General features: G+C 38.4%; 7 protein-coding genes. 2 read left to right on the top strand and 5 right to left on the bottom strand.

Going from position 1 to position 15,245, the window contains the following annotated elements; genetic code table 11:
• The first annotated feature begins 41 nt into the window (after positions 1-41).
• The gene (locus tag WN948_RS00160) at positions 42-3,101 is read left to right on the top strand and encodes an ATP-dependent DNA helicase (RefSeq protein WP_342304948.1); all 3,060 of its coding nucleotides are present in this window, start codon (positions 42-44) and stop codon (positions 3,099-3,101) included.
• 101 nt (positions 3,102-3,202) lie between these two features.
• Entirely contained in the window at positions 3,203-5,425 is a 2,223-nt protein-coding gene (locus WN948_RS00155) for a DEAD/DEAH box helicase (protein WP_342304947.1), read from the top strand.
• A gap of 714 nt (positions 5,426-6,139) precedes the next feature.
• Here the strand turns inward: WN948_RS00155 and WN948_RS00150 are convergent.
• The 5 genes from WN948_RS00150 to pglX all read right to left on the bottom strand — a co-directional run bounded on the left by WN948_RS00150 (position 6,140) and on the right by pglX (position 15,239).
• Positions 6,140-6,670, bottom strand: coding sequence for a tetratricopeptide repeat protein (locus WN948_RS00150; RefSeq protein ID WP_342304946.1), 531 nt, complete (start codon positions 6,668-6,670; stop codon positions 6,140-6,142).
• 105 nt (positions 6,671-6,775) lie between these two features.
• Complete coding sequence (gene brxL / locus WN948_RS00145) at positions 6,776-8,815, bottom strand: protease Lon-related BREX system protein BrxL (protein WP_342304945.1); 2,040 nt, start codon at positions 8,813-8,815, stop codon at positions 6,776-6,778.
• A 26-nt stretch (positions 8,816-8,841) separates the two neighbouring features.
• A complete protein-coding gene (gene pglZ / locus WN948_RS00140) occupies positions 8,842-11,454 on the bottom strand; it encodes a BREX-1 system phosphatase PglZ type A (protein WP_342304944.1) in 2,613 nt (870 codons plus the stop codon).
• 66 nt (positions 11,455-11,520) lie between these two features.
• Complete coding sequence (locus WN948_RS00135; RefSeq protein WP_342304943.1) at positions 11,521-13,476, bottom strand: DUF262 domain-containing HNH endonuclease family protein; 1,956 nt, start codon at positions 13,474-13,476, stop codon at positions 11,521-11,523.
• Between the two features lie 32 nt (positions 13,477-13,508).
• The gene (pglX, locus tag WN948_RS00130; RefSeq protein ID WP_342304942.1) at positions 13,509-15,239 is read right to left on the bottom strand and encodes a BREX-1 system adenine-specific DNA-methyltransferase PglX; all 1,731 of its coding nucleotides are present in this window, start codon (positions 15,237-15,239) and stop codon (positions 13,509-13,511) included.
• Between the last annotated feature and the right edge of the window lie 6 nt (positions 15,240-15,245).

Below are 15,245 nucleotides of genomic sequence, written 5' to 3'. Positions count from 1 at the left end.
TAAAAGATACAATGCAAACTATGTGGTAGGGAGAGGTAATATTGAAAACTACAGAACTTAATAACGACCAATTAAATGCAGTATCTTACACTTCCGGACCTCTTCTGATCCTTGCAGGACCTGGTTCTGGAAAGACCCTGACGATAACCGAAAAAGTGCTACAGTTAATAGAAAGTGGTTTTCCTCCTGAAAAGATACTTGCTCTCACGTTCTCGGAAAAAGCTGCAGATGAGATGCAAAACAGAATAGAGAAAAAAATAGGTACTGGAACCGGAATTACAATTTCCACTTTTCATTCGTTTTGCAATGATCTAATCAGGGATTTCTCTCTGGATATGGGTATCAACCATGGGATTCGCCTGATTTCCAAAGAACATTCACATGTGTGGAGCATAAAGAATATCGATTCTTTCAAATTTGAATATATCCCGATTCCAACAATGCCTTCGGACCTCATAAAAAGTCTGCTCGAAGGTACTTCACAATTCCATGACCAGCTGATCTCTCCCCAAGAGCTTGGTGAATATGTACAAGGCCAATTGTCATCCGAAGGAGAAATGGATGTAGATGAGATAGATAAGTTACAAAAACTTGCAGACCTTGCAAAATTCTACCATCACTATCAGGAATACAAATGGAATAACAATTTCATTGATTATGATGACATGATCACCCTGGCATGCAGGTTGTTGGAAAGTAATGAGATTGCCAGAAAAAGGATACAACAGCTTTACGATTACATTCTGGTTGATGAGTTCCAGGACACAAACTATGCCCAGTTGCATCTGGTAAATCTCCTGGCAGGTGCTGGCAACCTGACGTGCGTGGCTGATGATGACCAGTGTATCTACAGATTCAGGGGTGCTTATCTTTCAAATATCAATCAATTGGCTGAGTTCTATCCATCCCTTGAGAAAATAGCCCTTGGAGTTAACTACAGGTCAACAGAGCCGATAGTCAATCTCTCACAGGAATTGATCGGGCAGAATCCTGATAGACAGGAAAAGCAGCTTGTATCGAACAATGGTGGAGAGATACCGGTTAAGATTGTAAAGGCACCAAATGATGTGAGTGAAGCAGAATGGGTTGCTGATGAGATATGCAGGCTCATGGATGAACAATCAATTGAACCAAAGGACATCTTCATACTTACCCGTAAAAGAGCTGATGGGAAAAAATTCAGTGACTCTCTAAAACGTCATATGGTCCCGGTAGAATATGTTGGTAGCCTGAAGATTAGCGATTTTCCGTTGATACAGGAAGCTCTGGCTTACATGCGTTTTGTTGCAGACCCTTTCAACAATGGCATTGCCTTTGCAAAGATCCTTTCTAGGGAAGGGGTTACAGAGCACACACTGCAGAAGATCAATATAATGGCAGGCAAGCTCAGGAAAATGGATGATATGCAGGGGGATGGAATCTACTCTGTACTGCTGCACCATCTGGATGAACTCGACCTTGAACAGGCAGATCTTGTTAGGTCCATACTTGAAAGATTGCAGGAGATGATCGAATACAAGAAGAATCATCTACCTTCGGATACCCTGAAGCACCTGCTGATAAACATGACAGACCTTTACCTTTCACAGGTGCATGAGAACAGCAAAAATTCCCGAAGGAACATCGAAGTTTTGAATTCCCTGGTGAAGATAGTGGAAGACCTTGAATTGATAGACGGTGGTGCTGAGTTTGAACTGGTCATGGAGCACCTGGAACTTGTCTTTGACCTTGAGATAGAGGGTGGTGAATCAACTGATGATAATACTGTAAAGGTCATGACCATCCACCAGTCCAAGGGTAAGGAGGCAAAGGTGGTATTCGTCTGTGATATGGCTACCAGGCATCTACCCCTCCAATATAAGAGCAAGAAGTTCACCGTGCCTTTTGAGCTTATAAAAGGCGTGCAGCGGGATATGGATGAGAAAGTATTGCATCTTGAAGAGGAGAGAAGACTTGCATATGTTGCCATGACCCGTGCAAAGGAGCATTTGTATCTTGTTTTTCCAGAGAGGTATACTGGCAATATAAGAGGTGTGAAACCCAGCCAGTTCCTTGAAGACATTGGATTTACTAGTAACCCGCTGGTAGAGTTAATTGAAGTCGAGCAGGTGGAAGAACAGCTTGACATTAATGCAGATTCGCCATTAATGAAAAAGATGGCAGAGCAGGAAAGTCTCGTTAACATGTACACGAAACAGGGACAATTGAAGCATGCACTTGAATCCCTAGTACTACTTGCCCAGTTGAAGGAGCTTGAGACGAGTGGAAATCCTGAAAATCTAGACCTTAATGAGCTTCTGAGCATTGATACCAGGGATGTTAGTGAACTGCAGGACCTGGTGGATAACAAAGTACCTCCACTTGTCGATTCCAAAATGCGCTTCTCGGCATCCAAGATAAAGACATACGAGGACTGTCCACTTAAGTTCAAGTTTCAGTCGGTGCTGCATATCCCAACTCCTCAGAAGTCATTTTTCCAGGTGGGTACGGATGTTCACTCTGTTTTAGAGGAGATGGTAAAGCTTAGGATGAAGGGTGAAACAATTGAACTTGATCTTGCAAAAGGCATGTTAGACAGTTCTTGGGAATCTTCCAACTTCGATTCTGAAACCCAGGAAACGCAGGAATACAACAAGATGCAGAAGATGCTTGAGTTCTGGTTCGACTTTGAGGAAAATAATCCCAATGAAACCATTGAAGTAGAAGAATGGTTCGAACTCGACCTTGATGGTGCTCATTTTGGAGGCTTTATAGACCGTCTTGACGGGACACCTGATGGGGACTACATAGTTATCGACTACAAGACCGGCAAGAGTAACCTGAGCAAAAATAAACTGAAAGAGGATGTTCAGATGGTACTGTATTGCCTGGCAGTGAAAGAGAAGTATGGGAAATTGCCGGTGCAGGCAGGTCATATGTATGCTCATCCTGAGCTTGCTGAAGTAAGGCTGGTGGATGTGAGTGAGGAGAGTGTTGAGGCTGTAGTTGAGAGGATTAAAGGGATTGTGGACAGGATATTGAAAGAGGACTTTGAGGTTGTGGGGAAGCCGAACTGTCGGTTCTGTGACTATGTGGGGATATGTGGATCGCATCAGAAATGAATTGGAGAACTAATTCAAAAAAGATATATAGTAATTACAAACTATAAAGTACCCATAGTAATAATTAATGAAGTTAATTATGTGGTTTGGGTGTAACCATTATGATGTTTCCTCATGAAAAAGAGTGGATGAAAAATTCTGATGATTTTTCTTTTGATAACTTCAAAGAAAATAAGTTAACAGGTATACCTATAGCTTCAGCACTTGGAGTCGCAGATGCAGAATTACTAAGTTATTACGATCATAAATACGACCCTGAGAACAATCGTTTTGTATTACAACTTGATCATTTTGACCCTGCAAATTACAAAAAATTAGAAGAATTTGTGGCTGAAGCATCTCTTGATGTTATCGGAGAAAAAATGAATACTCAACTATTAGATAATTTCAACGATGACTTTTCAGACTTTCGAAAATCTGTCATTTCATCATTGAGGCCCTTTTCTCTCGCACATCAATTAAATTTATTGAAAAAAATATCCATGGATTGTATTGAAAAAACATCTATAATTGATGATTGCTATAAAGTTGCTTCAATTGGAAGCTCGGTTTTTGCAATAGAATTGTTCATGAAATTGATGGATAGTAAGCAATTAGATAGTTTTTCTAATAATTTGTTTGCCCCATATGAGCACTTGGCGTATTTTTCAAGTAGACCCAAACTGATGATCAATCCATGGCCTCATCAAACCGAAGCTCTAGAAAAATGGCTTGAAAACAATGGGAAAGGAATTCTTGAAATGGCAACAGCTAGTGGTAAAACTTTAGTTGGACTTGCTATTGCAGAACATTTATTTAATACCCATGGAAAACTGAATGTCTTGGTCCTTGCTCATTCAAAAGCAATACTTAATCAATGGAGAGGAGAAGCAATTGAAAAGCTTGGTCTTATTGCTGAAAAGGATTTAGATTATGATTGGAGTTTATCGTTCCAAAATAAATTTAAGATACAGTTTGACACCTTGCAGACGGTGTATAAGTATCCTGATTTGTATCCTACTGATTTGCTGATTGTCGATGAAGTTCATCATGGAGCAGGTAAGGAATATAGAAAAGCTCTGACCGTTCCTTCAAAGTGGAAGCTGGGTTTATCAGCTACAGTAGAAGGGGGGGAACGCGAGAGAATACTTGATAAATATCTTGGCAAAACAGTGTATGAATTCACACTAAAAGATGCTAGAGAAAGGGGTATTATTCCAGAATTCAAACTTTATATCCATAAAACATTTTTAGATGTCTCTGAAGAAAAAGAATTTGATAATATTTCAGAGAAAATAAAAAATATGCTGAATTATATCAATACAAATTATTCAAGGAAAATACGGAATATTTCCAATGGAAAATATAGCCAGTTTGATAATATTTCTGATTTTGTCCAAACCATGGAAAAGGCACGTTACAGGGGAACAGAAATTCCTGAAGAATGGAATAAACTGACTGGTTTGATCTTCCAACGAAGAAAGATCATTCACCAATCAAGCCCTAAAATAGAGAGTGGAATCAAACTGGCATTAAATGAAGGTAAAAGCAAAAAATGTGTTATATTCTCCATGGATATAGAAACTTGTGAAAGAATATATGAAGCCCTGAAAAATGATTTGAATGCTTACAGAATCCATTCAGACCTAAAGTATTGGGAAGTTAAAGATGAGCTTGATATGTTCAAGAAATGTAGCACCGGTGTCCTTATTGCTCCAAGAATGCTTGATGAAGGAATAAATATACCAGATGCTGAAATTGGTATTAATATCTCATCAGCCAAGACCAAATTGCAGCTCGTGCAACGTATGGGTCGTGTGTTACGAAAAGGACCCGATAAAAAACCTGTATTTCATCATTTTGTTGCTTTACCAAGGTCAATGAGTTTTATCAATTCAGAGGATTCATTTAGTTACCTGAGCGACCTTGCCTGGGTTCAGGATGTCACATCCAAAATGGGAATCTCAGCTGAGATGTATGACAAATCGAATGCAGAGATAAATGAACTCGAATATATTTCGGAAAAAATTATCTATGACTACTACTCAAAGCATTCTGAAATTACCACTTCTGATTTTGGTACTATCAAAGCCAGCAATATAATCAGGTCATTGGATGAGAGATTAAGCAAAGGTAAATTGGCCCCACGTCAGATTTTGATACATCTACTTAAAGATGAAAAAGATACTATTTCAGATAGCAGATGGCTTGAACTATTAAGAATGGCGCATGATAATGAATCAATTATCAACATCCCTGGTCATCATTGGTTGTTGCTTATTTCTGGAAGAGACCCTAAAAAATTAGAACTTATTCTGGAAACTGGGAAATTGCCAGATAGATAAAGCAACTAAAACAATTCCAATGCTTAAATCAAATAATTATTCACAATATATCTCAAATAACACATACATGCAAGATTGATTGGATTTTTTTAGGTCTTATGTGTTTTAGTGAGGAGTGGCACATTTTATGTATATTTTTGTATGCTTTTACATATTCTTCTAAAAATGCTTGTTAACTTTATTTGGATGCTTAGCTTTTAAATGTTCGTGAATCCCTTTTTCAGATTCTAATTTTCTATTGCAATAAGGGCATTTTATTTTCCCATTACTTTTGGTTAATATCTTTTTTTCTACTTTTTTTGTTTTTTCTCTGATTTTCGGCTCTTTATTTGGTTCAAAATGTTTACAAATCGCGTTGTTGTAAACATATTGATTCTTGTAACTACACTGTTCATCTAAGTAAGAAGAACAGCAAGAGCAATTATATTTACGAGAATTTAGCTTGTCTTCAATAGTTCTAATCTGAATCTCAGATGATGAACGTGTTCGATAATATTTGTATAAATTATAGGAAACCCCATAAATTTTACAATAGACAGTTACTGGAGCCGGCGGAATCCAATCTTTATAATAGTATTCTGGTATAGTTTCACTTTTAAATTCATTTTCAGACTGTACAACCATTTCTAATCGAGGTGTTTTTACTTTTTCTATTTTCTTCTTTTTGGTTTTCGTCTCTTTTTTACCTTCAAGTATCTTTTTATCAACGACTTTTTACAATTCAGTTAATTTCTTATTGTTCGGGTGATGGCTGAGAGCCTGTGATAAATTTTTACTTGCGGAATTAATCTCATCCTCTATCAAATTCAACTCAACAAGTTCAATCCAGTATTTAGTGTCATATGGTATTGTTTCTGCAAGTCTTTTAAAGCAGTATATTTTCCGTGAATTTTTATTGCTTAAACGCAATAATCCATTAAGAGCATCGATATGATGAGGATCTAAAGTTACAGCTTTTCCATAGAATTTATTTGCCGGAATATTATCAGTGCACATTTCACAAGCAAGACCCATAGAATACCATGCTTCAGAATGTTTATTATTTAATTTAGTAAGTGTTTTTAATGTTCTATATGCATCTTGATATTGTTTACGCTGAAGAAAAGTTATTCCTTTGTGATATAGAGCATCTTGATTTTCAGGATTTAGAAATAACGCCTCCTCAAAAAAATCAATAGATTTCTTAAAATCAGACTCATTAATACCTTTTTGTATCCAGTCATCTATTGTGAGTTTGTCTGACATACATAAAAAAATAAGATTTATTGCTCATAAACGTTTCCATTTTTATTTACAATCAAATCAGAAAGATATTGAATGATAATTACTGTTAACTAATACCGAGCTTCATCATCCAAAGAACAATGCCTTATGCACCGCATCAATCGGATCAGCGTAAAATGCCAACTGGAACTTACTCAACAGATCAGCCGGCACAGTCCCTAATTTCGATGTAGCAGATGCAGGTATCAATACCTTCTTGGCTCCCGCATCAAGAGAGACTTGCAAGAGTTCAGAGAGATTATCTATGCTCAATATAGAACCTCCTATGGTCATGGTCCCAATGATTGCTGTCTGTTCCTGCACCGGTCTTTCAAGTGCTCCTGAACACAGACTGATGAATGCAGCTAGCGATAAGCCATCAGAGATACCAACTCCATAGACATCCTGCAGGCTCATGAAATAGTCAGTTTCTTTAGTGGAAATTGATTGACTTATGGATTTTGCATTGGCCTTGAAATAATTGATCGCGGTCTTTACGGATTCTTTTGCTTTAGAGTTAGAACTGAGTCCAGATGCTTCGTATTTGCCAGAGCCTGATACTACCTGAAGTTCGGTCTTGTAGATGCCAATCTTTCCAGAATCTGTTGCAGATACTGCATAGACTTGTCCGGGTTTTGTAATACCAGGTGGGATTATCTTGTTTCCTCCACTTTCCGGGACACCAACGAAATACTCTTCCATATCATCGTTGTCGATGTAGGAGAAATTCACATCGAAGAACTCCATTCCACCTATCTTTTTCAATTGTTCTTTTACTCTTCGCCTTCCTACAAGGGCATATTCGAGTATTTCCTGAGCGTCTTCTTTTGATATGTCCTCATCAGGATAGATGAGTTTTGCAAGTCCTGAAAAGGTCTTTTTGACCCCAATAACATCCCTCTGGTTGAGGTTGTTGCCGAGGGTGAAGTACTTGAATATTACATCGCTATAGGAGCGTTTCCGCAACTCCCTTAAGAACTCTGCCAGGTAGTCTACGATGAATCCATATCTGTCAGTGAAATGTTCAGGTCTGAACTTTGGAACTTCCCACCCTGGTAAATAGAAGTGTATCCTATCGAAGAATGCACTGTCGTTATTCATTGCTTCTGGAAATGGTGAGAATAGGTGTGATGTCTTCAGTAATGATGATATGCTCTGGTTAACGTTACCAACAAATACAACGGATGCGTTGGCGTTGATTTGATCCTTGCCCCTTGCAAAGGAACCTGAAGCCATGAAATCCTTTAGGATCTGGATACCATCTTTATCCTTGAACCGGATTCCTGCTACTTCATCAAAGGCTACAACGTCCCATAGTCCCACAAGACCTACTTGTCGTGTGCTCATGTTGTAGAAAAGGTTCGCAACTGTGGTCTGTCCTCCAGATATCAGTATGGAGTTGGGTGATATTTCCTTGTATACGTGAGATTTTCCTGTGCTACGCGGGCCAAGTTCACAAAGGTTGTAGTTATTCTCCACAAGAGGCACTAGACGTTCTAACAAATGCCATTTGGCAGGAGTTTCCAGTTGAGTGGGTTCCATTCCTACGGACCTGAGAAGGACATCTATCCATTCATCTTTGGTGAAGTTCTTGCGTTGTTCTATAATCTCGGAGATGTTGATGTTTGGGATCTGTATGGGTTTCAGGCTTGAAATTACAAACGGAGATGGCACCATTTCTGCGTTGTATTCCATCTTGATTATGCACCAGATACCACCGCCAAGGAGTTTATCGTATCTTGTGACATATTCCGGGTCTACCTGTACCTTCGATAAACCAAGGTTAGAGAAGAGAGCTTCATATATGTCCCTTTTTTCGTTAAGCTTGACAGTGACCTTGTCAATGATGGTGTAATAGCCGGTTTCCCTTATTTTGGATTTAATCTTCTCTGCTTCATCGGGGCGGACGTAGTTGTCTGAGAGGATACTTTTGACCTTTTTGACACCTTGCTGTATCAGTTCTTCATCATTGGTGGCGCAGTTGGCACCCAGAAGGTATTCCAGGACATAGACCGGGACATTGTGGCCTACTTTTACCAGTTTGGTCAGGTCCTTCCTGACGACTCTTCCCTGGAAGTATAAATTAAGTTTATCATCAGTTTCAATGTCTGTGTCATTTGTCAGCATGATATCCGCTCAATGTATGTTCAGTTTTAAAAATCATCCACAATTAACAGGTCTACTTCAAAGGGCATGGGGTCCATGATTTCCTTGTCAATCTCAGTTGGGTCTTCATCTATCAGTCTTACATAGTATATCTTATTTTCAATGTCACCGGTCAATGTGAGGGTAACTTTGTACTGCCTGTCAGAGGCTTCGTCGGATGTGCCTTCGGCAATGACAAGCTTTTCGTCACTCACCTTAAATTCATCGCCATCCATGTCCCATAGGGCTATCCTGAACCTTCTTGGAAGCAACTTGTCTGTGACTCTTTCTGTTTGAAGGATGTTTATCGAGAATGGACTGCTTGTTATCTTCCGGCTTGGATTGATAACGGCTAAGCCTACTTTACCGTGCTTTATTCCTTTTCTTTCGAGGTCTGATGTCTTTTGGTATGAATACTTGAGCACGGGTACTACTATCTCCTGGGGAGCAGCTCCACCATGCACGAAATTCTTATTAGGGCCTTTCAGTTTGAACCTGAGGTCTGCCATAGGAACGTATGTGAACATCTCATTTTCAGAGCTTATCAAATAATCCATGTTGAATTTATGGACGTTCATTGGATTGAGATTCTTCGTACTAAGAACGAAACGCTTTTTGGACTCAATTTCATCGTTATCAAAAATGTCCATCTCAACTTTATCATAGCTTTCTAATGCATCTCTCTGATAAATGAAACCATGATCTGCCGTGACTATGAGATTATTAAGAATCTGGAAGTTGGTAAGTTTTTCAATGATCTTCTTCACATCTGCAATAGTCTCTTCTGCTGCATCGAATACAGTATGTTCAGAGGGTGAGTGGTCGCCTCTAGAATCAATTTTATCGTGGTATATATAGAATAACCTGATACCTTTAAACTGTTCACGGGCCTTGTCTCTTGTTATGTTCATCAGTTCTTCATAGCTTATAGCAATGGAGTTTGGAGTCACATTCTTTAGTATCTTGCCACGGTTCTCTATACCTTCGGTGCTAATACCATCTGCAAACACAAACTTATTTCTGTACTCTAGTTTCTCATGTGGCAATAGGCTTGCCATTCCCAGTTTAGTATAAGATGGTAGAGAACTGGTCATGTACTTGAGTTCAACCGTACCTCTGGTATCCTTGTTAAGTACGTCCTGAAGCTCTGCAGCAACCTCATAGCGCATAGCATCAGATATTACGACTGCTATCTTGTCCTTGTCGTTACGGTTGATGATGTTCTTTATGTAGAGCTTGTAGAATTCATCCTGGCGATCGATGAGTTCTATGTTCCATCGTCCGTCCATTTCTTTGGATATGAGTTCACTCCATCTTGTGAGCAGTTTATCAAGGAGCCTGTTATTGTAGAGTTTTTCGATTCCTTTTCTTGTTGTTTTCAGGTCTTCTTTTTCCCTGTCTTTGTCATGATGGAAATAGAACTTGCGATAGTAATAGTCCATTAAGTAGTAACGTTCAGTGTAGTTCCTGAAGAAACGGTTGAGGTTCTGGTCACTGAGGTTTTCTTCATTGAACTCTTTTGCGAACTGGTGCAACTTCACAGCATATTCCAGGGCACTGTAGATGTTCTCAAAGTTTGGATACCAATGTTTTGTCTTCCTGTTTGCTATCCAGTCGAGATAAGTATCGAAGTCCTCTTTGTCGTTATCAAGCTCATTGACTATCTTTTGGATGACATGTTTATCGAACAAGGCTAGAGATTCAGCTTCCAGGTACTCTGACACGTCATATTTCTTAATCTCGGTGTTGAGGTATTTTTTCAACTGACCATTGTTATCTTCAAGAAGTAGCCTACAATACTCATCAAAAACCGCTGAATCCTTTGAGTTATCCATCCAGCTTTTGATAAATATCTCACATTCATTACTGAGCGAATTGCTGTAATCCTTGTACTTTTTGAGGTCAATGTCAGTATTCCTTGAGATATGAGTGATAACAAAGCTCAGGAAGAGTTTCTTCAACGTGGGTTCTTTGGACTGGTAGCCAAAGTACCTGTTCACCATGTCCCAGAACTCTTCCACCAGCTCGAACCTGACGATATCCTCCCATATGGTATTGGAGTTCTCATCCAGTGAGTTGATGAGTATCTTCCTGATGATCTCTTTGAGGTCTGTAGTAGCAGAACCAGAAAGCACTCCCATGAATCCAAGTGTGAACTCCTCGTTCCTCCAATCGGTCTGGTACATCCTCTTAAGCGGCACAACCCTCTTCTTGCTTGCAAAGAACTGCTGGTGCTTTTCCAGGAACCTGTCCAGGTCATACCCTTCGATTCCAAACTCGCTCTTGATATCCGATATCCTGCTGTTCTCAAACCTTGCCGAATACAACTGGATATCCAGCAGCCAGTTTAGTTCCGGGTCCCTCTCAGCCTCATTTGAATAAATAAGATAACTGGACTCCATATCATCCTTCTCCAGCATTTTCTTGGTGGCAAAGAAATTATTATCCAGGACATGCAGCTTGATTCCCTTTTCAGCCAGAGCATCGCGTATATATGCAAGACCTTCTTCATCTGCAGTTGGGTCCTTATCATACCAGAAGACAATCTTCCTCTTCTCGAACTCGCCAAGCGTCTCGAATTTCTTAAGTATGCTCTGGGCAGTCTTTTCGGGGTTTAACATGGTTTGATTTCCATAATTAATTTAACAAGTCATATTATTTTCGAAATAATATTTCCAAAAATATGATTAATATAATTGTTTGTTTACAAACTTGATCTGAAGTATATCTTCTTTAGCTATATTTTCCCAATCATTGAAATCTATCTTCCATCTTTCTTCTAAAAAATCAAGCATGTCAAATCCACGCTTAAGAATTTCATCTGGAGTCCATTTCTCGTAGTTCGAAACCTGAATTTCGCTGTATGAACCGTTGTAAAATCCAGAGAATGTAGTGTTATTTGTATCAAGATGTCTTTTTTTGAAATCAAAGCATTTATTTTGTAATTCTGAATTTTTGGATTGAGATAATAGTACAAGATTGCCCAAACTATGAAGTATTTTCATTTTGTCATTTTCATTATATCCAGAATATCCAATACTCCAACATTCATCTTTTGGAGTTTGGGGATAAATGTGCTCGATAGTGTCATCCTTTAGACGTCTATTAAAATCATTCCAAGATACTTTTTGATTGCCATTTGCTTTATTTTGTAAATATAATTCATATTCATAAAGGAAATAACGAAGTCCGTTCCAAGAGTAAAAACCTTCACCTTTATCATATTTATCTGAAATATAATGTTTAAATTTCTCAAGGTTGAACCAACCAGAAGTTTCTCCTTCTTCATTTCTATTAATCATCCATTCAATGTTCATTATAACCGAATCAATGTCTGTTTCATCCTTTTCAAAATAAAAAGAATTTGCCAATCTGTAAAAATGGCTATTTTTAGTATTTGAAGGTCTTTGAGACAATCTAAAAACAAGGAATATGAAAGATTCCACTGATCTTAATAAAGAAAGTAGTTTATCCTCCTCGGAGCACTTTGTCATTCCAGCCATAATCAGAGGGGGAAACGCACTCATTCCAAGCCGATTGAGTTTTTGGAGCCATTCCTTCGTTTCTTCTCCATAGGTTGAAAACTCGGGATTGTATAAGTAAAACCAAGATTTAATCGATTCTGAAAGACTATCAATATATTCCTTAATATCGGACTTTTTAAGTGTTCCATTTAGAGCATTCTTTGAAGTGAATTTTTGATTTAAAAGGAATTTAGCATAAGCTGCAGATTGCTTTCTCTCGTAATTGAAATACATTGTCCAATGATTACGCAGGAACTCATCGTCATCCATTGGTTTATCTTTGTTTTTTCCAAGATATTCATAAATCGTTTTCCATGTTTCATTGATATCTTTGCGCAACTGATTGTAATTTGATTCTTCTCCATCAATGAGTGTAGTGAGGTAGATTAGCCTATTTTTAAGAAGTTCGAGATTGGATAGAGGTTTACCCCTATTATTCATTGTTTCAAAAGTAACATATACATCCAGTTCGTCATCTATTGTATATAAATTAAATTTTAATTTCCCTGTAATCTTTTTAAATATAGCTTGCATTTTTTCTTTGCTAAGACCAGTAAATTTGGTTTTGAAAAAATCATTGGCAAATTTGAGATTGGCAGTGTACAATGTTTGTTCAGGTACTTTGTCGGCAGTTGATGATTCTTGTTCCAATATCTTCGTCTTAAAATATTCATCACTGGGATTGTCTTTTTCATAACCGAATATATACGATTTATAAAGTTCATCGTATTGCTGAAATAGAAATTTTGTTATCCAATAATCTTTCTTTTTAAAGTTGATTCCTTCATCGTCATTGAATTGCTTCAAAAGCTGGTTAATAAAAATTATTGCTGTGGTCAATCGTTGTTGACCATCAATTACGTGATAAGCACTTAAACCACTTTCAATTAACCAAAGGTCTTCTTGCCATTTTTCAAGATGCAGAACGTCTTCCTTTTTGACCTCTTCGACAGTCAATAACCCCGTGTAATGAATTCGACCTTCTTTTAAATTGACCAAATCATCCCAAAAATCCTCAAGTTGTGGTTCTTGCCAGGAGTAACCTCTCTGAAAATCAGGGATTCGAAATATCCTTTCATTAAATATCTCAGTCAGAGACTGTAATTTATTGTTTGTCATTTCTTAACTCCCAAGGGGTCATTCATATTCCATCATATTTTCTCCACCAATCCCTCAAAATTCCCATAATTCACCTTCACACCATCATCCAGATCAATCTCGATATACGCATCAGCTTTGTTCTTCAGCAGCTCATCATAATCCATAAGCTCTTTGATCATCTTCCCAAGCCTAGCCTTCTCCTGAGCATCCTTCCCAATATCCGACTGTATCATCTCTCTCTTTGCATCCAGCTTCCCTTCAAGTTCCAGCAAGTAATCCGTCCTCATCATAGCCAGTGTTTCCTTGTTGTACCTGTGCATGTAAATGAGCCCATTGAAAGCCTTTCCTTTCCCTGAACTGAACATCCAGTAGATTGGCCTTTTCTTGTACATCTTCAAATGGTCCTTGTAGAACGATTTCAGGAAATAGTCCCTTATCACAGCCTCCGAGGACTTCTTACCATTACCACCCAGAGCCTCAGCAATGAAATCCAAATTCTCGGAAAGCGTGTCCTCTCCAAAAGTTACCTTGAGGAACTCCTTGAAGCGGTTGACAATGTCATCCTCAAAGTACTCATCCTCGAGAATGGGTATGATGTTATCGGCATCCGGCATGAAGCTAGGTTCCGGAACTTGTTCCAGATAATCTTCTATCTTCTCATCCTGATTTGCAAGAACCAGACCTGGCTTGTCCAGTGAATAACGCCCGAACATGCATCCAACAGCATAGGAGATGAACTCCTTTATTGTATCTGTTTGTAACAACATTTCAAGCTCACTTTCACTCTTATTCCCGTTATAACGATAATGCGGATTGCATGTAAGCGTAATTTCCGAAAGTGGCACATCAGGTGTAAGCTCACCCTGCAAGCCGTAGGCTTCGATGAAAATACGGTTGTTCTCTTCTTCCAACCGTTGCATCTCCAGTGTCATTTTTTTCCAGTGGGCTCGGAGCTTGGTGTAGGTTTCACGGAGGGTTGGTTGGTGATATTTGGATTGTAGAAGAAGAAGAATTGTAAAATCCCAGGATGTTTCGTAGGAGTCCCAGTCGGATTTAGATAAGGAAATACAAATTTTTGATACTTTATGAATGCCGTTTTTATTATATTGATCAGTTATGGGCAACTTCGCGATATCACCAGATAGTGTACTTAACTTTTGGGAGTAAATATTAAGGAAGTAGACTGCTACTTTTGAGTTCAAATAAGAACATAAATCGTTGATATCTTCTTGTTCTGGAAAACAACATGGCCCAGAAGATGACATGATATACCCATTTCCTAGTACTCTAAAACCTGGGGAGCCACTTGAAATACCACTCCAAGTAAGACCTGGCATAAAGTAATAATCTTCACTTCGAATTTCTTTGGTATAAGAGCCGCCATTGTATTTAGTAACAATATATTCTTTTAGTTCTTTTCCATCTTCTTCCCAGTTAATTACAAATTCGTTATTGCCATACCATTTTCTAAATGGTCCACCTTTAGTAATAGGAATCCATTTTAATCTGTTTTCAGAAGCATCCTGCTTATTTACCAGATTGAGTCCTATTCTTTCAGAAGATACTTCAGTCCATCTACGAAGAAAATATTCATCATTTAAAGTAATTAGACCCTTCTTTGGATTTGCATATTTTTCCAAACTTCTACTCTTTTTTAAAACTTCTCGAACGAAGTCACCAATCCAATAAGCAATCGGACTTCCGGAAATTTTCTTAAAATCAGCCGCAGAGGCGCGGTAGAAGTTGGGGACGGTGGTGGTGGATGGAGTGTTATTGGTCATGTTTTG

The organism is Methanolobus sp. ZRKC5 (assembly GCF_038446525.1).
Taxonomy (GTDB): domain Archaea; phylum Halobacteriota; class Methanosarcinia; order Methanosarcinales; family Methanosarcinaceae; genus Methanolobus.
This window is presented reverse-complemented; position numbering and strand designations above follow the sequence as displayed.

Excerpts from the sequence above, each read along its gene's own strand:
- WN948_RS00150 (WP_342304946.1), bottom strand. The coding sequence starts at position 6,670 with ATGTCAGACAAACTCACAATAGATGACTGGATACAAAAAGGTATTAAT.
- WN948_RS00155 (WP_342304947.1), top strand. The coding sequence starts at position 3,203 with ATGATGTTTCCTCATGAAAAAGAGTGGATGAAAAATTCTGATGATTTT.
- brxL (WP_342304945.1), bottom strand. The coding sequence starts at position 8,815 with ATGCTGACAAATGACACAGACATTGAAACTGATGATAAACTTAATTTA.
- pglX (WP_342304942.1), bottom strand. The coding sequence starts at position 15,239 with ATGACCAATAACACTCCATCCACCACCACCGTCCCCAACTTCTACCGC.
- WN948_RS00135 (WP_342304943.1), bottom strand. The coding sequence starts at position 13,476 with ATGACAAACAATAAATTACAGTCTCTGACTGAGATATTTAATGAAAGG.
- pglZ (WP_342304944.1), bottom strand. The coding sequence starts at position 11,454 with ATGTTAAACCCCGAAAAGACTGCCCAGAGCATACTTAAGAAATTCGAG.